General features: G+C 28.3%; 24 protein-coding genes and 1 pseudogene. 4 read left to right on the top strand and 21 right to left on the bottom strand.

What is annotated here, in order from left to right:
- Positions 1-16 precede the first annotated feature (16 nt).
- The 13 genes and pseudogenes from MTX53_RS06975 to glyA all read right to left on the bottom strand — a co-directional run bounded on the left by MTX53_RS06975 (position 17) and on the right by glyA (position 11,343).
- Positions 17-811: a tetratricopeptide repeat protein gene (locus MTX53_RS06975; RefSeq protein ID WP_244833002.1), complete on the bottom strand. Its 795-nt coding sequence runs from the start codon at positions 809-811 to the stop codon at positions 17-19.
- 18 nt (positions 812-829) lie between these two features.
- The gene (locus tag MTX53_RS06980; RefSeq protein ID WP_244833003.1) at positions 830-1,456 is read right to left on the bottom strand and encodes an alpha/beta hydrolase; all 627 of its coding nucleotides are present in this window, start codon (positions 1,454-1,456) and stop codon (positions 830-832) included.
- Positions 1,457-1,471: 15 nt separating this feature from the next.
- Positions 1,472-1,702, bottom strand: coding sequence for a DUF2164 domain-containing protein (locus MTX53_RS06985; protein WP_244833004.1), 231 nt, complete (start codon positions 1,700-1,702; stop codon positions 1,472-1,474).
- A gap of 93 nt (positions 1,703-1,795) precedes the next feature.
- The gene (locus MTX53_RS06990; RefSeq protein ID WP_244833005.1) at positions 1,796-3,151 is read right to left on the bottom strand and encodes a PFL family protein; all 1,356 of its coding nucleotides are present in this window, start codon (positions 3,149-3,151) and stop codon (positions 1,796-1,798) included.
- A 14-nt stretch (positions 3,152-3,165) separates the two neighbouring features.
- Entirely contained in the window at positions 3,166-3,435 is a 270-nt protein-coding gene (locus MTX53_RS06995; protein ID WP_244833006.1) for an ACT domain-containing protein, read from the bottom strand.
- 198 nt (positions 3,436-3,633) lie between these two features.
- Positions 3,634-4,137 (bottom strand): QueT transporter family protein, encoded by a 504-nt coding sequence (locus MTX53_RS07000; protein ID WP_244833007.1) that lies wholly within the window; start codon positions 4,135-4,137, stop codon positions 3,634-3,636.
- Between the two features lie 249 nt (positions 4,138-4,386).
- Entirely contained in the window at positions 4,387-4,737 is a 351-nt protein-coding gene (locus MTX53_RS07005) for a DUF1667 domain-containing protein (RefSeq protein ID WP_244833008.1), read from the bottom strand.
- A gap of 28 nt (positions 4,738-4,765) precedes the next feature.
- A pseudogene (locus MTX53_RS07010) lies at positions 4,766-5,725 on the bottom strand (NAD(P)/FAD-dependent oxidoreductase); the annotation flags it as partial.
- A gap of 18 nt (positions 5,726-5,743) precedes the next feature.
- Complete coding sequence (locus tag MTX53_RS07015) at positions 5,744-7,174, bottom strand: NAD(P)/FAD-dependent oxidoreductase (RefSeq protein WP_244833009.1); 1,431 nt, start codon at positions 7,172-7,174, stop codon at positions 5,744-5,746.
- A gap of 12 nt (positions 7,175-7,186) precedes the next feature.
- Positions 7,187-7,930, bottom strand: a complete 744-nt coding sequence (locus tag MTX53_RS07020; RefSeq protein ID WP_244833010.1) for an SDR family oxidoreductase — start codon at positions 7,928-7,930, stop codon at positions 7,187-7,189.
- Between the two features lie 15 nt (positions 7,931-7,945).
- Positions 7,946-8,866: a metallophosphoesterase gene (locus tag MTX53_RS07025; RefSeq protein WP_244833011.1), complete on the bottom strand. Its 921-nt coding sequence runs from the start codon at positions 8,864-8,866 to the stop codon at positions 7,946-7,948.
- A gap of 58 nt (positions 8,867-8,924) precedes the next feature.
- Entirely contained in the window at positions 8,925-10,037 is a 1,113-nt protein-coding gene (gene aroB / locus MTX53_RS07030; RefSeq protein ID WP_244833012.1) for a 3-dehydroquinate synthase, read from the bottom strand.
- Between the two features lie 70 nt (positions 10,038-10,107).
- Entirely contained in the window at positions 10,108-11,343 is a 1,236-nt protein-coding gene (gene glyA / locus MTX53_RS07035) for a serine hydroxymethyltransferase (protein ID WP_244833013.1), read from the bottom strand.
- A 188-nt stretch (positions 11,344-11,531) separates the two neighbouring features.
- Here glyA and MTX53_RS07040 point away from each other — a divergent pair, with 188 nt between their 5' ends.
- Positions 11,532-12,305, top strand: a complete 774-nt coding sequence (locus MTX53_RS07040) for a threonine/serine exporter family protein (protein ID WP_244833014.1) — start codon at positions 11,532-11,534, stop codon at positions 12,303-12,305.
- An 84-nt stretch (positions 12,306-12,389) separates the two neighbouring features.
- On the opposite strand, the gene MTX53_RS07045 is transcribed toward MTX53_RS07040, so the two are convergent.
- Positions 12,390-13,691 (bottom strand): IS110 family transposase, encoded by a 1,302-nt coding sequence (locus tag MTX53_RS07045; RefSeq protein WP_244833015.1) that lies wholly within the window; start codon positions 13,689-13,691, stop codon positions 12,390-12,392.
- 419 nt (positions 13,692-14,110) lie between these two features.
- On the opposite strand from MTX53_RS07045, the gene MTX53_RS07050 reads away from it, so the two are divergent.
- Complete coding sequence (locus MTX53_RS07050) at positions 14,111-14,554, top strand: threonine/serine exporter family protein (protein ID WP_244833016.1); 444 nt, start codon at positions 14,111-14,113, stop codon at positions 14,552-14,554.
- Here the strand turns inward: MTX53_RS07050 and MTX53_RS07055 are convergent.
- The 3 genes from MTX53_RS07055 to MTX53_RS07065 all read right to left on the bottom strand — a co-directional run bounded on the left by MTX53_RS07055 (position 14,545) and on the right by MTX53_RS07065 (position 16,859).
- Complete coding sequence (locus MTX53_RS07055) at positions 14,545-14,997, bottom strand: Ger(x)C family spore germination C-terminal domain-containing protein (protein ID WP_244833017.1); 453 nt, start codon at positions 14,995-14,997, stop codon at positions 14,545-14,547. The genes MTX53_RS07050 and MTX53_RS07055 overlap by 10 nt on opposite strands.
- Before the next feature lie 64 nt (positions 14,998-15,061).
- Positions 15,062-15,721, bottom strand: coding sequence for a DUF6483 family protein (locus MTX53_RS07060; protein WP_244833018.1), 660 nt, complete (start codon positions 15,719-15,721; stop codon positions 15,062-15,064).
- A gap of 16 nt (positions 15,722-15,737) precedes the next feature.
- Positions 15,738-16,859, bottom strand: coding sequence for a ComEC/Rec2 family competence protein (locus tag MTX53_RS07065; protein WP_244833019.1), 1,122 nt, complete (start codon positions 16,857-16,859; stop codon positions 15,738-15,740).
- Positions 16,860-17,000: 141 nt separating this feature from the next.
- On the opposite strand from MTX53_RS07065, the gene MTX53_RS07070 reads away from it, so the two are divergent.
- Positions 17,001-18,185, top strand: a complete 1,185-nt coding sequence (locus MTX53_RS07070) for an AI-2E family transporter (RefSeq protein WP_244833020.1) — start codon at positions 17,001-17,003, stop codon at positions 18,183-18,185.
- Between the two features lie 6 nt (positions 18,186-18,191).
- Complete coding sequence (locus MTX53_RS07075; protein WP_244833021.1) at positions 18,192-18,662, top strand: hypothetical protein; 471 nt, start codon at positions 18,192-18,194, stop codon at positions 18,660-18,662.
- A gap of 114 nt (positions 18,663-18,776) precedes the next feature.
- On the opposite strand, the gene MTX53_RS07080 is transcribed toward MTX53_RS07075, so the two are convergent.
- From MTX53_RS07080 to MTX53_RS07095, 4 genes are all read right to left on the bottom strand, one after another.
- Entirely contained in the window at positions 18,777-19,553 is a 777-nt protein-coding gene (locus MTX53_RS07080) for an alpha/beta hydrolase (RefSeq protein ID WP_244833022.1), read from the bottom strand.
- An 18-nt stretch (positions 19,554-19,571) separates the two neighbouring features.
- Positions 19,572-20,021: a GNAT family N-acetyltransferase gene (locus tag MTX53_RS07085; RefSeq protein WP_244833023.1), complete on the bottom strand. Its 450-nt coding sequence runs from the start codon at positions 20,019-20,021 to the stop codon at positions 19,572-19,574.
- A 1-nt stretch (position 20,022) separates the two neighbouring features.
- Positions 20,023-20,823: a pseudouridine synthase gene (locus MTX53_RS07090; protein ID WP_244833024.1), complete on the bottom strand. Its 801-nt coding sequence runs from the start codon at positions 20,821-20,823 to the stop codon at positions 20,023-20,025.
- Positions 20,824-20,904: 81 nt separating this feature from the next.
- Positions 20,905-21,078, bottom strand: a complete 174-nt coding sequence (locus MTX53_RS07095) for a hypothetical protein (protein ID WP_244833025.1) — start codon at positions 21,076-21,078, stop codon at positions 20,905-20,907.
- Positions 21,079-21,138 lie beyond the last annotated feature (60 nt).

Below are 21,138 nucleotides of genomic sequence, written 5' to 3' on the forward strand. Positions count from 1 at the left end.
TCTCTGAATTTATATATTAAAATTTTTCCTTTAGAATATTCTCTGCTTCAATTATTCCACTTTTAGCTGCTTTTTTATATAATTCATATGATTTTCTTAAGTTCTTTTCTGTTCCATACCCATAATAATACATTGTTGCAAGATTAAACTCTGCATATGGATATTCAGAATCTGAAGCTTTCTTATAATAAAGAAATGCTTTTTCATAAGACTTTTCTATGCCAAGTCCATTTTCATATAAATATCCTAATGTATTTTGCGCTTTACAGTAACCTGAATCTGCAGATTTTTTATGATAAAAAAATGCTTTTTCATAAGAAATCTGAACTCCATTACCGTTTAAATACATATTACCAATATTATACTCTGAAAAATAATCACCTTTTTCACTGGCTTTTTTAAACCACTTTAGAGCTTCTTTATAATCTTTTTTAACTCCTTGACCATCTTCATACATACAGCCTAAATTACACTGTGCCTCAGTTACATCATTTACTGCTGCTTTATAAAACCATTTAAAAGCCTCTTCATAATTTTGCTCAGCTCCATAGCCACAGTAATACATATCTCCAAGGTTATACTGTGCTGTTTTAAAACCGTCTACAGCTGCTCTTTTATACCATTTAAAGGCTTCATTATAATTTTTTTTGCCATCATATCCAGTATAATATCTATCTCCAAGTTCATTTTGAGCGTATATATTCCCTGCTGAAGCATACTTCTTTAATGCACTATCACTCATGGTGTCAAAGTTATTGTCTAAATTAATTAAACTATCCTTCACCTTCTTTATATCTATAATGTTACTCATTTTTAACTCCCCCTAGATTTAGAAAAATTTTTCTAGATACTCCTTTTCTTTTTCTATAACATATTTTATAATATCTATACTTTTTAGTATATCATTTTTTACATTAAGTGAATGATCTGCATTCTCTATTTTAACTAATGATACATCTTTTATTTTTTCTATTTTAGATACAGTTTTAGATGTTATTCTTGGATCATTTGTTCCATAAAATACTAAAGAGCCTTCACTTATTCCTACATCCATTGTAGCATCTACAGGTGTAAGATATATATTTATTACATTTCTATCTTTAATTTCATTATTAAGAAGTGATAAAACAATAGTTCCAAGGCTTTTTGCCACAAGTATTATATTTTTATATTTTTTCTTTAATGACATATTTATTAATTCTTTTGTTTCTTCATAAATATATTTAAATTCTTCATGCACTTTAAGCTTTTTTCCTGCTATCTGGAATCCAAAACTTATAGGTAGTACATCGAATCCTAATTGTATCATAAGTCTCTTATTATAATCAAGAAGAGGTCTATCACAAGTATATCCTATTCCAGGAAGAATAACTGCTAAAGTATCACTTCCATTATCTATTATTTCACTTTTTAAATTTACATTCCAATACGATTTAATAACATTTATATTTTCCATAAAACATCCCTTTTTCTATTTTTCTAATGACAATAAATCTTCTGCTTTATCCTGAATATATTTATATGAGTCATAAATTGCTATATTATAAATTTCAGGTGCTAATTTTTCAATAAAAAAATCTAATATAATAGACGCCTTTAAATCACCTATTTCTTCATCATGTTCTTCATAATAAAAAGTTTTTATCTCATCTATAAGTTTATCTCTTTTTTCTTTTTCTATTTTAAATTTATCTTTCTTCATTTTTCCCTCCTATAAAAATAGAAAAAGAGGCTACATATAACATAAAACTGTCATAGATAGCCTCTTAATAAAATTCATTTTTCTTAATTTAAATTAATTCTTAAATGAGTGTATAGGTGCAGGAATTCTTCCACCTCTTTTAGCAAATAATTCGCTTGAACTTGTATTTACAGCCATAACTGGTGCTGCTCCTAAAAGTCCTCCGAATTCAACCATATCTCCTACTTTACAGCCTGGAGCTGGAATAACTCTAACTGCAGTTGTTTTGTTATTAATAACTCCAATTGCTGCTTCATCTGCTATCATTGCTGAAATTGTAGATGCTGGTGTATCTCCAGGAATAGCTATCATATCAAGTCCTACTGAACATACACAAGTCATAGCTTCAAGTTTTTGTATATTAATGTTTCCATTAACTGCTGCTTTTATCATTCCTGAATCTTCCGATACTGGTATAAAAGCTCCACTTAAACCTCCAACGTGGCTACATGCCATAACTCCACCTTTTTTAACTTGGTCGTTAAGCATTGCTAAAGCTGCTGTTGTACCATGTCCTCCTACAGATTCAAGTCCAATTTCTTCTAATATTTCAGCTACTGAATCTCCTACTGCTGGTGTAGGTGCTAATGAAAGATCTACTATTCCAAATGGAACATTAAGTCTATCAGAAGCTTCCTTTGCAACCATCTGACCCATTCTAGTTATTTTAAATGTTGTCTTCTTAATAGTTTCTGCAACAACATCAAAAGATTCTCCTCTTACTTTTTCAAGTGCTCTTTTAACAACTCCAGGTCCTGAAACTCCTACATTTATTATTCTTTCAGCTTCTCCAATTCCATGGAATGCTCCTGCCATAAATGGGTTATCTTCTACTGCATTTGCAAATATAACAAGCTTTGCACATCCAAAGCCTTTCTGCTCTTTTGTAAGTTCTGCAGTCTTCTTTACGATTTCTCCCATATCTCTAACTGCATTCATATTAATTCCGCATTTAGATGATCCAACATTTACAGATGAACATACAAGTTCAGTTTCTGCAAGTGCCTGAGGAATAGATGCTATAAGTATTCTATCACTTTTAGTGCATCCTTTATGTACAAGTGCTGAAAATCCTCCAAGAAAATCAATTCCAACTGCATGTGCAGCTTTATCTAATGTCTTGGCATATTCAACATAATCAGTATCTCCTGATGCTCCTGCAACAAGTGATATTGGAGTTACTGAAACTCTTTTATTAACTATTGGAATTCCATATTCATTTTCTATGTCATTTCCTACTTTTACAAGATTTTCTGCTGATTTAGTTATTTTATCATAAATCTTATCTCTTGACTTTTTTCCATCACTATCAATACAATCTAGGAGAGAAATACCCATTGTAATAGTTCTGATATCGAGTTTTTCTTCCTCTATCATTTTTATTGTTTCTAAAATTTTATTACTATCCATATTCTCCTCCAAAATTATAATGTATGCATAGACTTAAATATTTCTTCTCTTTGAATCTTTACATCTACTCCAAGATTTTTTCCTTTATCTTGAAGACCTTTCTTTATCTCATCAAAACTGCATTTAACGTCTTTACAGTCTAATACCATTATCATTGTAAAAAAATTATGCATAATTGTTTGGTTAACATCAAGAATATTAATATTATATTCTTCAAGTTTAGCACTTACACCTGCTATAATTCCTACTTTATCTTGCCCAATTACTGTTAATATTGCTTTCATGCTTATCGACTCCATTCATCTTTATTAACTTTACAGTTTAACACTCTTAATTTTATTATTATAATCAGTCTTTGTCAATTTTTAGTGAACATTTTTAATAAAAATATTATTCTTGTTCGTAATTTGTCTAAAAAGTGAAAGCAATATTAAATATTTTTTTAAAATACCTAAATAAATCGTCAAAAAAGTGAATATTTACTAACAAGATGTGAGTATTGACTTTAGTTTTTCTTTTAATAATAAAGTAATAGGTACACCTATAATAGTTACTACAACAAATTCTCCTGCCGCAACTTGACCCATAGTTAAAAATAATGGCAAAGAGTATACTTTATTAAGCATCCATCCAATTATAAGTCCATTAAAAATGGTTGGCCAAAGTGAAGCAATTACTAATGATACTTTTTTTATCTTTACATATCTTCCTGTTAAATAAATAAAACTTACACTTATAAATGTAGCAATTGTTCCAAATACTATATCCATTACACCATTAGGACCAAGCATGTTTGCGATTAAGCATCCGAGAGTAAGTCCTCCTATATACATAGGATCAAATAAAGCTAGAAGCACCATAATTTCAGATATACGAAACTGTATATTTCCATAACTAAATGGTGCAAGTGCTAAAGTTATAGCCGCATAAATAGCTGCAATAACTGCTGTTTTTACTATTCTTTCTACTGTTTGATTTTTTTCCATAAAAAAATCCCCTTTAATTATTATTTTTAATACTTAGGATTTTTATCTGATTTTAAATATAAACACAATAAAAAATCGCAGGAAAATCCTACGATAATAAAACTGCATTAGAAACAAAGCTTCAAATCATAAAAATTGAAACTTAATTTTGAAATACCGTAGTTTTATTTAAAGTCAGGAGGCTTTCGAACTGACTAAGTATTAAATTCGTAATTTATTATATCAAGCTTTATTTTAAAATGCAAATATTTACTCTAAAATAGTTTTTGAAGCTACAATATTTACTCCTGTTTCTAATACATCTTTAAGTAGTACATCCCCTACTTTAACAGGACACTTCGCATTTATTTTATTTATTTCTTTTATGCATTTTAGCATAAGATCTTTTTTTATTGGTTTATCTGTCTTTACTGGAATAACAGCAAAATTTATGCTGTTAATTTTAGCTGTAGAAGTTACTGTCCTAACAGGATTTGTAACCTCATTTATTCCATACTCCTCTCCTTTTATACATGAATTTCCTTCTACTTTTTTTAAGTCAGTATCTACTTTTAGATGACATCCTTTAGGACAACATATGCAAATAAGATTTTTAATCATTATAATCACCCTGCTTTTTTTCTAATTCTTTTATAAAGTAAGCTGCCGATTTTCCTGCTTTTTCAGCTTCATAAGTAACCTTATCAACTATATCATGTACTTTTGCAACATTTCCACATGCAAAAATTCCTTTTTTAGATGTTTGCATATCTTTATCAGTAATAACTCCATTTGTTAAAGAATCTATTTTAAGACCTGCATTATATGATATTTCATTTTCAGGTATAAGACCTACTGATAATAAAATTGTATCAGCGTCAAATTGAATTTCAGAGCCTTCTATAGGAGCTTTATTTTCATCAATCTTTGATATAGTAACTTTTTGAAGTCTGCTTCTGCCTTTTATATCAGTTATAGTATGAGATAAATATAAAGGTATATCAAAATCTTCAAGGCACTGAACTATATTTCTTCTAAGCCCTTTAGGTTTATCTAGAATTTCAACTACTGCTAAAACAGTAGCACCTTCAAGAGTAAGTCTTCTTGCCATTATAAGTCCTATATCTCCTGAGCCTAAAATAACTACTCTTTTTCCAACCATATATCCTTCAACATTTACATATCTTTGTGCTTCGCCTGCTGTAAATATTCCAGATGGTCTATCACCTGCTATGCTTATAGCACCTCTAGTTCTTTCTCTACATCCCATAGCAAGTACAATAGCTTTTGATTTTATTTTTAAGAGTCCATTTTCTGATACAGCTTTTATTGTATAATCATCTCCAATTTGAAGAACCATTGTATTTGTTAAAATCTTAATATCTGTACCCTTTAATTTATCTATAAATCTCTGTGCATATTCAGGACCTGTCAGTTCTTCTTTAAATATCTGAAGACCAAATCCATTATGTATACATTGATTTAAAATTCCACCAAGTTCTATATCACGTTCAAGTATTACTATATTTCTTACTCCATTTTCGTATGCTGAAAGTGCTGCTTCAATTCCTGCAGGACCTCCACCGATAACTGCCAGATCATACTCCATATTTCTAATTCTCCTTTCCTACTTTGTTTTACCATCTAAAATGTAAGATCCTTCTCTATCTTTTAATACCTCATCTTTAGAAATGTTATATTCTCTACTTAAAATATCAATAACTCTAGGTCTACAAAAGCCTCCCTGACATCTTCCCATTCCTGGTCTTACTCGTCTTTTTATTCCATCAGTTGTAAGTCTTATAGGGCTTCTTTTAATTGCATCTACAATTTCTCCTTCAGTTATGCTTTCACATCTACATACTATTTTCCCATACTCTTTATTTTTCTTAATTAAACTATCTTTTTCTTCATCACTTAATTCACTAAAACGAATTATATCTCTATATTTATTAAAATTTTTCTTATTTTTAAGATCTAAACCTGCATCAGACAAAATATTTATAACTTTTTCTGCTATTGCAGGTGCTGATGAAAGACCTGGAGATTTTATTCCTGATACATCAATAAATCCTTTAGTTTCTTCATCTTCACAGATATAAAAATCACCTGTATTAGATACAGCTCTAAGACCTGCAAAATTTCTTATATTCTTTTTAAAATCAAGTTTTTCTGTTATCTTTAAAGCTGCTTTTTTTACACTTGATAAGCCCTGTGCATTTGTAGAAAAATCATATTTTGAATCAGTATCTCTAGCATCTGGTCCAACTAATATATTTCCATGTACAGTAGGGGTTACAAGTATACCTTTTGATATTTTACTAGGTACTGTAAAAATTGTATGGCTAATCTTTTTTCCTTCAGTTTTATCTAAAACAAAATATTCTCCACTTCTTGGAGTAATTTTAAACTTTTCTTTGCAAACCATATTATGAATGTCATCAGAATATATGCCTGCTGCATTTACAATATATCTTGTTTTAAAAGCATCGCCTTTTTTCGTATAAACATAAAAGAAATCACCATTTTTCTCAATTTTTACAACATTCTCATTAACTTTTATATTTCCACCATTTAATACTCCGTTTTCACATAGTGCATATGTAAAATCAAATGGATCTATTATTGCACTGTCTTTTACATATAATGCAGATGACACATTTTTGTTTAAATTTGGCTCCATTTTTAAAATTTCTTCATTTTTTAAAACTTTCATATTTTTAACGCCATTTTTTAAGCCATTTTCATAAAGATATGAAATTCTTTTTAAATCCTCTTCAGTAAAGCCAATTACTAGTGCGCCATTTTTCTTATAGGGAACATTTAAATCTTTTACTAAGCTTTCAGTCATTCTGCTTCCTTTTACATTTAATTCAGCCATAGATGTTCCATTTTCAGGATCATGCCCTGCGTGAATTATAGCAGAATTTGCTTTTGTAGTTTCACATGATACGTCATTTTCTTTATCGATTAGTAGTACATTAAGATTAAATTTAGTAAGTTCTCTGAAAATTGAAGAGCCTATAATTCCAGCTCCTATTATTAAAACATCAGTCATAAAAAAACCTCCTTAAATAAGAGCACCATCTACTCTTAATATTTGACCTGTAATATACGATGCATCATTGGAACATAAAAATGATACAGTTTTAGCTATTTCTTCAGGTTTTCCAAATCTTCCAATTGGAATTTCTTCTTCAAGATCCTTTCTTTCATTTTCACCTAAAAATGAATTCATAGTAGTATCAATTACTCCAGGTGAAACTGCATTGACTCTTATATTTGAAGGGGCCATTTCTTTAGCAAGCGCCTTAGTAAAAGAATCTATTGCACCTTTTGTCATTGAATATAAAACTTCACATGATGCTCCTACCTGTCCCCACATTGAAGATATATTTACTATGCTTCCTTTTTTAAGTGGTGTCATTACTTTTAAAACTTCTCTTGAAAGATAAACTGCAGCTTTTAAATTTGTATTTATTATTTTTTCAATATCCTCATCTTTTGAGTCTTCAAAAATACCAACAATACTTATTCCTGCATTATTAACAAGTATATCTATTTTTCCAAACATGTTTTCTATTTCTTTAACAAATAATTTTATATTGTTTTTATCAGATAAATCACATTTTTTTAATATACCATATCCACCCTGCTTCTTTATCAATCTTAAAGTTTCGTAAGCTCCTTTTTGATCTTTTGAATAATTTATAATAACAGATGCACCACATAAAGAAAGTTCTAAAGCTATTGCTCTTCCTATTCCTCTTGATGCACCTGTAACTACTGCTATTTTACCTGTTAGTTTTTCCAAATTTTACACCTCATTTTATAATCTTTTTGCAAAATTTAAATAATCATCAATCTTCTCAGGTCCTTTAGTAATTGTTCTTTTCACACATAATACATTTTTATTACTTACCTCAATGCTCCATTTAATAAGAGATATTTTTCCTTCTTCAATTTCAATGCATGTTTCTGATGTAGGAAAAATAATACATCCATCATTAAAATAAATACTTTTAGAAGCTTCAGGGAAAATATCATTATGAGTGTGTCCACATATAATCATTACTCTTTCTCTTTTTGATAGATCATCAAGTTTTTGATCTATTAAACCACCCTTTTTATAGTTGTTAGAAGGACTTACCGGTTCTTTAAATCCAGCAATTCCTTCTAAAACTTTCCATACATATCTTACTAAAAATCTAGAAAATTTATTTAAAGTGCAATTCATAAAATCAACCTGATGACCATGAAATGCAATTATATCTTTATTATTTTTTAGATATTTAATAACGACACCTTCATAAAAATTTATATTAGAAAAAAGTTCAACTACTTCTTTGCCAAATCCAAGACTTATTCTATTTAGTATCTTTTCCTGTTTTTTAATAAAATTTTTATCTTTCTTTACCATATCGTGGTTGCCATAAACCATATATAATCTTTCATCTTTATTAAACTCAAGGAGAATCTTAAAAATATCACTATAAGAATATGATATATCTTTCATACTCTTATTTTTCCAAAGTTCATCACCATCTCCAAGTTCTATTAAAGTAAAATCATTTTTCAAATAATATCTAAGTGAAGACTTATATATATTCTTATTATGAATAAGAGTATCATTATAAGTTCCATCTCCTCTATGACAATCACTCATAAAAACTACTCTTGAGCTATCATCAATTTCAAGTTTAGCACTATTTTTTAAAATCTTATTTATAACTTTGCTTTCATACTTCAAAGTGTCTGCTCCTAGTAAATTAATTATAATTATATATACTAGAAATACACACTTAAAATTACATCTTAATTATGATGTTTCGTACTGTATCTTCATCTATAACTGTAGCATAATTTCCTTTTTCAAATTCTACAATCTCACCAATACCTCTTTGAATTACAAATCTAAGCTTTCCATTTCTTACTTTTTTATCGGTATAAAGTTTTTTAACTAAAGATTCTTTATCGATATATTCTGGTATTTTAACTGGAAGATGAGCCTTCTTTAAAAGGTTAATAACTTTTAGACATTCTTCATCTGTCATAAATCCAAGTTTATTAGAAAGTTTTACTTCAAAGCTTAAACCAATTGAAACTGCTTCTCCATGTAAAAGTTCATAATTACTTACTGTTTCAACCGCTCTTCCTACAGTATGACCAAGATTTAATACTTCTCTAAGTCCTGCTTCCTTTTCATCTTTCATTACTACGCTGTCTTTAATTTTACAATTTTCTTCAGCCATATGCTGACATACTTCTTTCTGACAATCTAGTATTTTATCCATATTGTCATCAAGATATTCAAAGAAATTTTTATCAGCAAGACATGCTTGTTTTATAGTTTCAGAAAGTCCATTATAAATATGTTCTTTAGGCAGAGTTTTCCATGATGCTATGTCTATGTATACTTTCTTAGGCTGGTTAAAAAGTCCGATAAGATTAGTTGCACGAGGAGTATCAACTGCAGTTTTTCCTCCAACTGATGCATCAGCTGCTGCAAGAAGTGTTGTTGCATAATTTATGAATGGTATGCCTCTTGCAAAAGTTCCTGCTATAAATCCTGCAATGTCTGTAACAACTCCTCCTCCTACAGCTATTATAAGAGAATCTCTTCTATAATCGCAATTAAGCATTCTGTCTTCAATCTCTTCTTTAGTTTTTCTTGTTTTGCTTTTTTCCCCTGCTTCAAATGAAAAAATATTGCATACAAATCCTTCATCATTTAATTTCTTATTGATTTTTTCTGCATATAATTTTTCAACGTTACTATCTGTTATTAAAGCGATTTTAGAAAAATTTTTAACAAGACCCTTTTTTATATCTAAACAAAGTTTATCTATCAAATCAAATCCTATTTCAATTTGATACGAATCATCTACGATTTTTTTTAATTCAACATTATATATACTCATAAAACGCCCCCAAAATATAATTATACCCCCAGCATAAGATTAGTTAACTGGGGGAAAAATATTAATTTGATTATTTGTATAAAGGATATTTAGCGCATAAAGCATTTACTCTATTTTTGTATGGAGTTAAATCTTTATCTCTGTTTTGGATAGTATCATTTATGATTGATGCTATTTCTTTCATATCTTCCTTCTTAAATCCTCTTGTAGTTATTGCAGCTGTTCCTACTCTAATACCAGATGTAACAAATGGACTTCTTGTTTCGTTTGGTACAGTGTTCTTGTTAGCTGTAATTCCAACTGAATCTAAAAGAGCTTCTGCTTCTTTACCTGTTATATCCTTGTTATTTAAATCAACTAAGAATACATGGTTGTCAGTTCCTCCTGAAACAATTTTAAATCCGTTATCTTTAAGTCTATCTGCAAGTTCCTTACAGTTTTCAATAACATTTTTAGCATATTCTTTAAATTCAGGTTGAAGAGCTTCTTTAAGGCATACTGCTTTAGCAGCAATAATATGCATTAATGGTCCTCCCTGCATTCCTGGGAATATGTTCTTATTTAAAGCCTTAGCATATTTTTCTTTGCAAAGGATAAGTCCACCTCTTGGTCCTCTTAAAGTCTTATGAGTAGTTGTTGTTACAAAGTCAGCATATGGTACTGGTGATGGATGAAGTCCTGCTGCTACAAGTCCTGCAATATGAGCCATATCTACCATTAAGTATGCTCCAACTTCATCACAGATTTCTCTGAATTTAGAAAAATCTATTGTTCTTGAATATGCACTTGCACCTGCAACAATAAGCTTTGGTTTGCATTCTTTTGCTATCTTTAAAATTTCATCATAGTCAAGCATTTCAGTTTCTTTATTTAATCCGTAAGGAACAAAGTTAAATAATTTTCCTGAAAAGTTAACTGGTGAACCATGAGTTAAATGTCCGCCTTGACTTAAATCCATTCCCATAACAGTATCTCCTGGCTCTAATACTGTAAAGTATACTGCCATATTAGCCTGAGATCCTGAATGTGGCTGAACATTAGCGTGTTCTGCATGGAATAATTCTTTTGCTCTATCAATTGCAAGCTGTTCAACTTTATCTACTACATAGCATCCGCCGTAATATCTCTTTCCTGGATATCCTTCAGCATATTTATTTGTAAGGTATGAACCCATAGCTTCCATAACTGCTTTTGATACTATATTTTCAGAAGCAATAAGCTCTATCCCATTTTGCTGTCTTTCTAATTCTTCATTTATAAGATCATAAATTTCTTCATCATCTTTTTGTAAATTTTCAAAATTCATCTATTTGCATCTCCATTTCTAATTATCCTTTTTATTAAATTATATGGGTATTCATCAACATTTTCAAGTGATTTCTACATAAATTCTGTATAAATTAATTAATTTTCTAAGAAATTTATATTAAAATAACAGATTATATATACTGTTTTATGGTATAATTTTGATAATAAAAAATGAAAGGGAAAAAGATGAATCTAAATAAATTATTAAAAATTTCTACGCTTGCTGGAAAGATATTAATTGAAAACGGTGCTGAAACATATAGAGTTGAAGAAACTGTAGTAAGAATATGTCTTTCTTTTGGTGCAAGTTCATGCGAAACCTTTGCGACACCAACAGGAATTATAGCTACTGTTACTTATAATGAAGAAGTTTCATCTCTTGTAAGACGTATAAAAAAACGCACAGTAGACTTAAATAAAATTGATAGTATAAATGATCTATCAAGAAAATGTCAGCAAAACACGTATTCACTTGACCAATTTTATAGAAATCTTCTTAAAATTGAAAATGAGAAAAGATATTCAAAGAATTTAACCAATTTTTTATCAGGTATATCTGCTGGAAGCTATGCTGTAATGTTTGGTGGAAATTTTCAGGATTTTTTTGCTGCATTTATAATAGGATATTTAATTAATATATTAGCATCATTTTTTTCAAAATTTCAAGTTAATGAATTTTTCATTAATTCATTATGTGCAGGATTTTGTGCCTTCATTGCAGTTATTCTCACAACTTTTGGCTTAAATGGTCATTACGATAAAATAATAATGGGTTCTATTATGCTTCTTGTTCCAGGTCTTGCTATAACAAATGCAATAAGAGATACTATTGCAGGTGATCTTTTAGCTGGCATAACAAAAGCTATTGAAGCTGTTTTAGTTGCTATGTCAATAGCAGTTGGTACAGGTGCAGTATTAAGTATACTTTTAAATTTAGACCAGCTAATAATAGTCAAGTAAATTTCTAAAAAATATTAATTCTAAAAAAGTGCATAGCAAACAAACCGTTCAAAAACACGAACGATTACAAAAACAGGAAATAAATTAAGCTACCTTATGTAGATGCTTATTTTCTAAAAACATTTGTTTATGTAGTTTAGGATCTCTTTGTTCAAAGGGCGTTTGATCTCGAAGAACAGCAAAAATATAATTCAATATTTTGTGCATTATAGCAACCAAAGCAACTTTAGCTTTTTTGCCTTTTAGATTAACTTGATAGTATTCCAATAAAACTTTGTTTATAGGGATTCCATTACGATTACGCCTAATTGAGGCAAGAGCTACAGCATACAATGCTCTTCGACCGATTCGAGTTCCACGTTTGGATATTTTGCATTGGTCACCTTGAAATTTACCAGACTGATTAATAGAACTGTCTATACCAAAGAAAGCTACAAGATGTTTAGGCTTAATAAAGCCGTTAATATCACCTATTTCAGCTATTAAAGTAATAGCTGTTAAGCGTCCTATTCCTGGAATTGAATTTATTAATTCAATATTATTTCTGATAGATTCAGGAAATTCAGATGATTCAATCAGTGTGTTGATTTCATTTAATAAGTTATCTATTTGTTCTTCAAAAGCTTTTATTAATGCCAAAGAACTAGATATTTTAACAGACAAACCGCTTAGCGGAACGCCAATAGTCGCAGCTTCTTTTGCAACAGCAATTAACTTTGAATAGATGTTTTCAGACCAAGTTAAACCTTTTTTAGATTTTTCAACAAGAATTTTTAGTATATCTTCTTTTGAGGCATCTATTATTGATTTTGGAGTTGGATAGTTACTTAAAATTTCAAGTGATGTATTAGATGTGGAATCTGAAAATACAGTATTGTAATTTGGAAAGATAACTCTCAAATCAGCAGATAACTTCTTTTTATAAATAGAACATGTATCTGTAAGCTTATAGTATTCTCGCACGATATTTTTCAAAAGAAAAATATCAAGATCATTTGGCGTAGATAACTTAATATTTTGAAATTCTCCTATGTTCGCAATAGATAAAGCATCTTTTTTATCATTTTTCACTTTTCTTATATCCACATTTTTGTTACACTTAGTAACGAGTGGATTGATAACAAATGTGTTATCAAAATTATTATTAAGATAGTGGAAAAGAGATAAGTGGTACACACCAGTGGACTCCATGAAAATGCCAGTTTTCATGTTAAACTCTTCTTCCACTTTTTTTATTTCATTAACTAAGTAATTGAAGCCGCTTACGTCATGCTTTATCTTAAATGATTTTTTATAAACATCACCATTAGGTGCGAGTATTGCAGCATATGAAAAATCAGCTGAAACATCAATTCCAACTACAGGACTATTAAAAAATTTAGACATTGTATATATCTCCTTTAAATTAAATTTGAGATAGAATAGAACTTCCAATCTATCAGATAGCTTATAACCTTGTTTGTGACACGGGTAATTCCCAAAGGGAAACCCAACCAGCTAAACATAGAATTCTACCTGATGGAATGATACGCTAACTTACGGGTATAGGTTCTAAATAAACCTCCCAGGAGGGATACATCTATCTTCTATTCAGGAGTATTATACTAAACTATATTAAATTTGGTTAGATTCCTTTTGGAATTTAAATAAAAAACTATTTTAAGTATGAAATGCATATTCCCTATCGGGGCGTAGGCAGAGTAATAAATAAGAATATTAAGAATAATTAGAAATGTAATGTTCGTTAGTAGACTAAATGGTTTTCTATCAAATGTTACAACTAGATTATACAAGGAGGGAAATAAATGTTTATTCATTTAATATCATCATTTGCAGCCTCTATAGGTTTTGGAATATTATTTAATATAAAAGGAAAAAAACTTTTATTTGCCGCTATTGGTGGAAGCATAAGCTGGATGTCTTATTTAACTTTTAAAAATCTAGATTACAGTAACGTTTTATCATTTTTCTTATCAGCTGTAATTTTTAGCATATATTCAGAAATCTTTGCACGAATTTTAAAAACTCCAGTTACAACTCTTATAGTAGTTGCTCTAATTCCTTTAGTTCCAGGAACAGGGATGTATAACACTATGTATGAAACAGTAACAGGTGATATAAATAGCGCTTCTTTAACCGCAATAAACACTATAGCAAGCGCTGGAAGTCTTGCTCTTGGAGTTATTTTTGTTTCTTCTATAACAAGGCAAATTGCAAAAATAAAACATATAAAGCATAATCATTTTTGAAGCTTTTTTAAAGTCTCTTTTATTTCTTCTATTTCCTGCTCTAGCTTTTTGATACGTTCATCTTTATCATAATTATTTGAATTTTGAGATTTTTCCATATTATCTTTAGTAGCTGAGTAGGAATTTGTTTCACTTTCATCATTACTTCCAGATTGTTTAGTACAAAAAGGATTTGATACATTGTAATCTCTTCTATCAAAATATCTTCCAGGGCCTCCTTGAAAATACTGCTGCTGAGAATTGCATGTAAGAATCACCTGTCCTACAAGCTCAAACCAATTTCCAAGCGCATTTTGAACATTAAAAGGGACTTTTCCAGCAATTACATTTCCAAGTATTTCTCCAACCATAGTAAAAAATTGAGGATCTAGTCCTTGAAATCCACATGGTATATCTTTGCAATTTTTTATAAATTCATTCATATCAAAATAATTATTGTTCATCACACTATCCTAAACTAAAAAGAGTTCAATCTATTATATTAGATTGAACTCTTTTTAGTTAATGTTAATTGCATAATCGTTTTTCTATTTCTTCTATGCCGTCTGTAACCTCATTAATTGGCAGATTACCTTCTTTAAGTGTATCTTCATCAAGTAACTTAAGCCTATTATAAAATTTCATTCCATTTATAAGTTCTGTACTGTTATTATCAGTTTTTCTCAAAATATAAAATAGAGTATCTTCTGCCTTATCATACATTTGTGAAATTTCATAAAGGTAAAAAATCTCTTTATCAGAGCTTAGTTCAAGATTATATGCTGATAAAGAAAGAAATGTGTCTTTCAAATTTTTTAAGATTTCTTTATCAAGTTCATCATCTATAGTATACGCAATATATAATGAATGAATTGATTTCAACCCATTATCTATAGCATATTCTTCTTTCCCCTGTTTCTTTAAAATATTAAAATAAAGTGCTAAGTATACTCCAAGTGCAAGGTATTTATAACCATTATGCTCATTTTCATCTTCAATCATATTCTTTAAACTTTCAAAAGATAAAACTGATATAGTATTAAGTTTAAGACCTGTAACTATACGCAGTGAATTATCAATCTTATCTATTGCAGAATTAGTATCATCATTTAATAAATCTTTTTTGATTTCAATTTCTAAATTCTTAAGTGTATCTTCAATTTCTTTATGAAAATTATTTTTTAACATAATATTTCCCTCCTCTCTACTTAACGCATCTATTACATGGATCTGTTTTAGGACATTCACCGAGTTTTCCACTTAATATATTTTTGCTTTTAGAAAGCCCACTGCAATTTTTATCATAATGATATGATTTACCATTTTTAGTCCAATATACAGTTTTATTATCAGAATCATCATTTTTAACGCTGCTTTGTGATGTATCTACATTACTCTGTGCATCTTTATCAAAATTTATATTTTTACCGTCAGAAATACATACAATGCTTCCACACTCATCAGTTCTATAAATTGTTGTTCCAAAATTTTCAAGCCTTTTGATTATTTCATCGTTTGGATGTCCATAATCATTATCTTTTCCAACACTTATAACAGCGAATCTAGGACTTACAGCATTTAAGAATTCTTTAGTTGTAGATGAGTGACTTCCATGGTGCCCAACTTTTAAAACATCCGCTTTAAGATTTAAATTTTTATTAAGCATTTCTTTTTCAGAAACATCTTCAGCATCACCTGTAAATAAAAATGATGTATTTTTATATTCAACTTTTATTACAATTGAATAATTATTTAAATCCTCATACTTTTCAGAATTTGGCGCCATTATAGTACATTTTGCATCTCCAAGCATAAATGTATCAGACACTTTAGGCACAGTGAGACTTAAATTTTTATTTTTACATGCATTTATAAAATTTTTAAAAGTTTTAGTAGTTGTAGTTACTTTAGGAAAATATACTTTATTTACATCGTAATTATTAACTATGTAATCTAGAGAACCTATATGATCTTCATGAGGATGAGTTCCTACGACATACTTAAATTTTGATACATTAACTTTTTTAAGATAATCTTTTATTGTATTTTCATCATCATTATTTCCAGCATCTATAATCATTGATTCATCGCCTTGCTGAATTAGTATACAGTCTGCTTGTCCAACATCAATGTAGTGAATCTTTAAAAGATCTTTTAAATCTTTATCACCTATTTCATATTTACTGTTATCATCACTTTGTTCTAGATCATTACTACTGTTTTCTAATGGCAGTGACGATTTTGCAGAACATCCAGAAAATAATAAAAACAGCGACATTATAGTAGTTAATATAAATATTATTTTTCTTCTCTTTATTTTTTTCAAAATAACACCTCCCTGTCTATTTTATAATACTTATCTTTTTTATCAATACAATACATAGAATTTTTTATATAATTATTGTAGAATTTATGATAAAGTAGTAAAGTAATAATATATAGTCATTAATTGAAAGGATTGAAATATTTGAAACTTGATATAGATAAAAAATTATTAAAATTTTGTATATATGTAGTTTGTACTGCAATAACAATTTACTTTTCGTTTGCAATTCTCCAAAATACAAGGAATATTTTTGATTTTATTATTGATAATACTGTAAAGGTTTATAGCATGGTAAAACCTCTTATATTTGCAATTATAATAAGTTATTTAATGTTCCCTATTATGAATTTTATAGAAAATTTTCTAAGTACGAATAAAATATATGCTATTAAAAGTAAATCAAGATGCAGATTTATAGGAATAATAACATCATATGTCTTTATACTATCTATCATAGTTAGTCTGTTTTTAGGAATTTATTATATGGTTGGAGGACAAATTTCAAAAAACACAACAATTACCAAGATGATAAATGAAGTAATTACATATGTACAGACAAATTCATTTTCTACTTTTTCAGTAAAAGCAACATTAGAGAGTTTAAATGTTCCTTTTGCAAATACTATTGAACCATATATAGTAGATGCACTAACAGGATTTCAAAATTATCTTGTTGGAAATTTAAATAATTTTACTGATTATTTAATGTCTATAGGAAGTGGAATTATTACATTATTCATTTCTATAATATTAAGCATATATATTCTTAATGATTATGAATACTTTATTAACCTATGGGAAAAAATATATTTTCTTATATTTAGAAACAGTATAGTTGGTAAAAGAATAATATATGTATTCAAAATTATGGATACAAACTTTGGTAAATTTATAAAAGGGCAATTATTAGAAGCATTATGCGTAGGAATTCTTTCTGGAATTGCATTATATATTGTAGGAATTGATTACGCATTTGTAATAGGTATGATTGGTGGCTTATGCAACATAATACCATATCTTGGGCCATTAATAGGTACCATACTTGCAGCGATAATTGGTCTTTTAAGTGGTCATCCTATTAAAATACTTTATGCTGTACTTGCTATGCAAGTTGTCCAGCAGATAGATAATAATCTTTTAGCTCCTAAAATAGTTGGAGATAGTGTTGGACTTCATCCTGTATTTACGCTTATTGTAATATTAATTGGTGGTAATATTGGAGGCTTACTTGGAATGCTTCTTGCAGTTCCTCTTGCAGCATCATTTAAAGTAATATTTAATAACTGGTATGACTCATATTCAAAAAAAATTAAAGAAAAGGAATGATAATTTATGAAAAAATGGGAAATCAATATCAAAGGTAATATACATAAGATTGAATTTAAATCATTTTTTAAAAACATTCTTATAATAGATGGGAAAGAATATAATTTAAAATCTGAATATTCTTTTGTAAGTAAAATAGATTACAAATTTTATTTAGATAATAGCGTTCTTCATTTTGTTAAAGTTGGAAAAAAGACTGATATATCACTTAATGGAAAATATATTGATAGCCAAAAAAATTATAGCCCTCTTCCTCAAATACCAAAATGGGTTTATATTTTAAGTGCAATAAGTATAATTGGTGGTTTTCTTTTATTTGGAGGACTTATAGCATTAATAGTAGGTATTATTTTCTCACACTTTTATTTTACTAATTTTATAAATGGTAATCCTAAATACACAAAAGAATGTTTTATTGCTTGCACTGCATTTCAAATAATTTTATGCTTTACTATACTAAGTACAATGGCAAGATAAAAAATATTTTGTACAAGCTAAAAAGCTACAGGAAATATATATTTTCTGTAGCTTTTTTATTAATATAATTAATTTATCAATCTGTTTTATATGATTTAAAATATACTTGTCCTTTTATTTTAAATTCTTTAAAAAGTTTAATGATATTTTATTTACTTCATCCGGGCAGTCTATGTTTATAATATGTCCTCCATTTTTTATAACATGAATCTCTGAATTTTCATCTTCCTTAGCAAATTTTATAGTTGGTTTTAAAAACATATGATCGCTATCACCCATTACAAATAATTTAGGTATATTATTATGAAATGATGATACTGGATGGAATTTTTCAAAATCAATAATTATTTTATACCATGCAATAAATTCTTTTCTATCCATCTTAGTAGCCTCACGTATAAACATCTTTCGTGATAATTTATGATTAGATTTTGGTATCAAAATATTTACAAAACAAATATATAAAAACTTAAAACTAATAAAATTTTTAAAGATATAACCTGTTTTTAGAAGAATTCTTGCAGTATTATTAAATGAAGTCGTATTTCCAAGAGCAATAACTGACAATATCCTTTTCTTTATCATAGTTGTAAGAACTGCAATTATCATAGTTCCAATAGAAAGTCCTAGAAGATGAACCTTATCTATTTTTAACAAGTCTAAAAGTTCTATTATCTCTTCTGCTATTTTTTCTATAGTAGGCGATTTAAGATCAGTTAGTTTTACATCTTTAGATAAACCATGACTCCTTAAATCTATTAAAATAATATTATACTTTTTTGAAAAATCATCAATCTGCTTTTTAAATACGTTTGAATTACCTCCAAATGCATGTATAAATAAAATAGTTTCCCTATTTTCTTCTTTATAGAATTTTTTATAATTTATCAAATAATACCTCCCTTAAGTTTACTTCCATTTTTTTATCATTTTTATAAGCGGATAACCTGTCTTTTCGGAAATAAACTCTTCCCCTATTGTAATAAAACCATTTTTCATATAAAAATTAACAGCAGAAGTTCTAGCATCAAGTTCTACATATGAAAGATTTAATTCTCTTGCTTCTGATACAAGCTTATTTATAAGTTTGAATCCTATCTTCATACCTCTATAATTTTCATCTACAACAACTTGTGAAATTTTTGCCCATTTTTTATTAACCTTAGTAAATCGTGCATGTCCTATAACCTTTTCATTAAAAACAGCAACAATATGGTGTGCATTTTCTTCATATATATCATCCATCATCTCACGTGGATGGTTATATTTTTCGAAAAACTCCATAAATGCCATATATAGCCCATCTTTAAAATAATCTGTTCCTTTTTCTGCAAATATGAATTTTGTTTCATCTTTCAATTTAATCCCCTCTAAATTCATTTTTATTTAATTTTCTAAGTTTTCCTGTTTCAAGCCCATCTAAGTGTATCTTATCTATTCTTATTCTTTTTAAAAACGTCACATTATATGAGAATTTTTTACACATTCTGCGTATCTGTCGATTTAGTCCTTGCTTTAGAATTATTCTAAATTCATAATCTGAAATTTTTGAAGCTTTGCATTGATCTGTCTTTACAATCTCATCTTTAGATATAATCTTTTTCAAATTTTCAAAAGTATCTTCTATTTTTATCTTACTGCCTTTGTCTACTATCTCAACAAAACCCATCTTATCTGTTAAACGATTTATCTTAGTTTTTCCTCTTTTTGACAAAACAACTCCATTTTTTATATTCTCTATAAAGTCATCATCAATTTTTTTATCAACTCTCACAACATATTCTTTTTCAAAATGTGATAAACCATTTATTATTCTATCTGAAAAATCTCCATCGTTTGTCATTAAAATAAGACCTTCTGAATCTTTATCAAGTCTTCCTACAGAAAAAATATACTGATTATAATTTATGTAATCTATTATATTATTTTTTACATCATGATCAGATGTACATATAATTCCTTTTGGCTTATTAAAAGCAAGATATATACCTTCCTTTTTCTTTATTCTTTTTTTATCAAGCTCAATTACAGATTTCTCTGTAACCCACTGCCCTAAAGAGCATTTTTCTCCATCTACAGTTACTCTACCCTCTTCTATAAGCTTATTAGTTTCTTTACGTGAACATATTCCATAATTGCTAAATAATTTATTAATTCTCATTTCTTATTGCCTTTTCTTTTTATAATGTGTACATATACTTAAATATGTACACATTATATTTGATTTTCATTATAATTTCAATTACATATGATCTTTATCAAAAGCATCTTTGACATCATCTTTTATATTACTAAATGTATGTTTTACCTGATGTGCTTTTTCTTTGATATTGTCTCCTGCAATTTCTGCATCTTCTTTTATTATATTACTAATTTCTCTCATGTCACCCTTTAAATTCATTTTTGAATCTTTCATTTAAAAATACCTCCTTATTATTATATACATAATAAGTTTGTGTATATTTTCAAATAATAT

It is taken from the genome of Clostridium sp. BJN0001 (assembly GCF_022869825.1).
In the GTDB taxonomy this organism is placed as follows: Bacteria; Bacillota; Clostridia; order Clostridiales; family Clostridiaceae; genus Clostridium.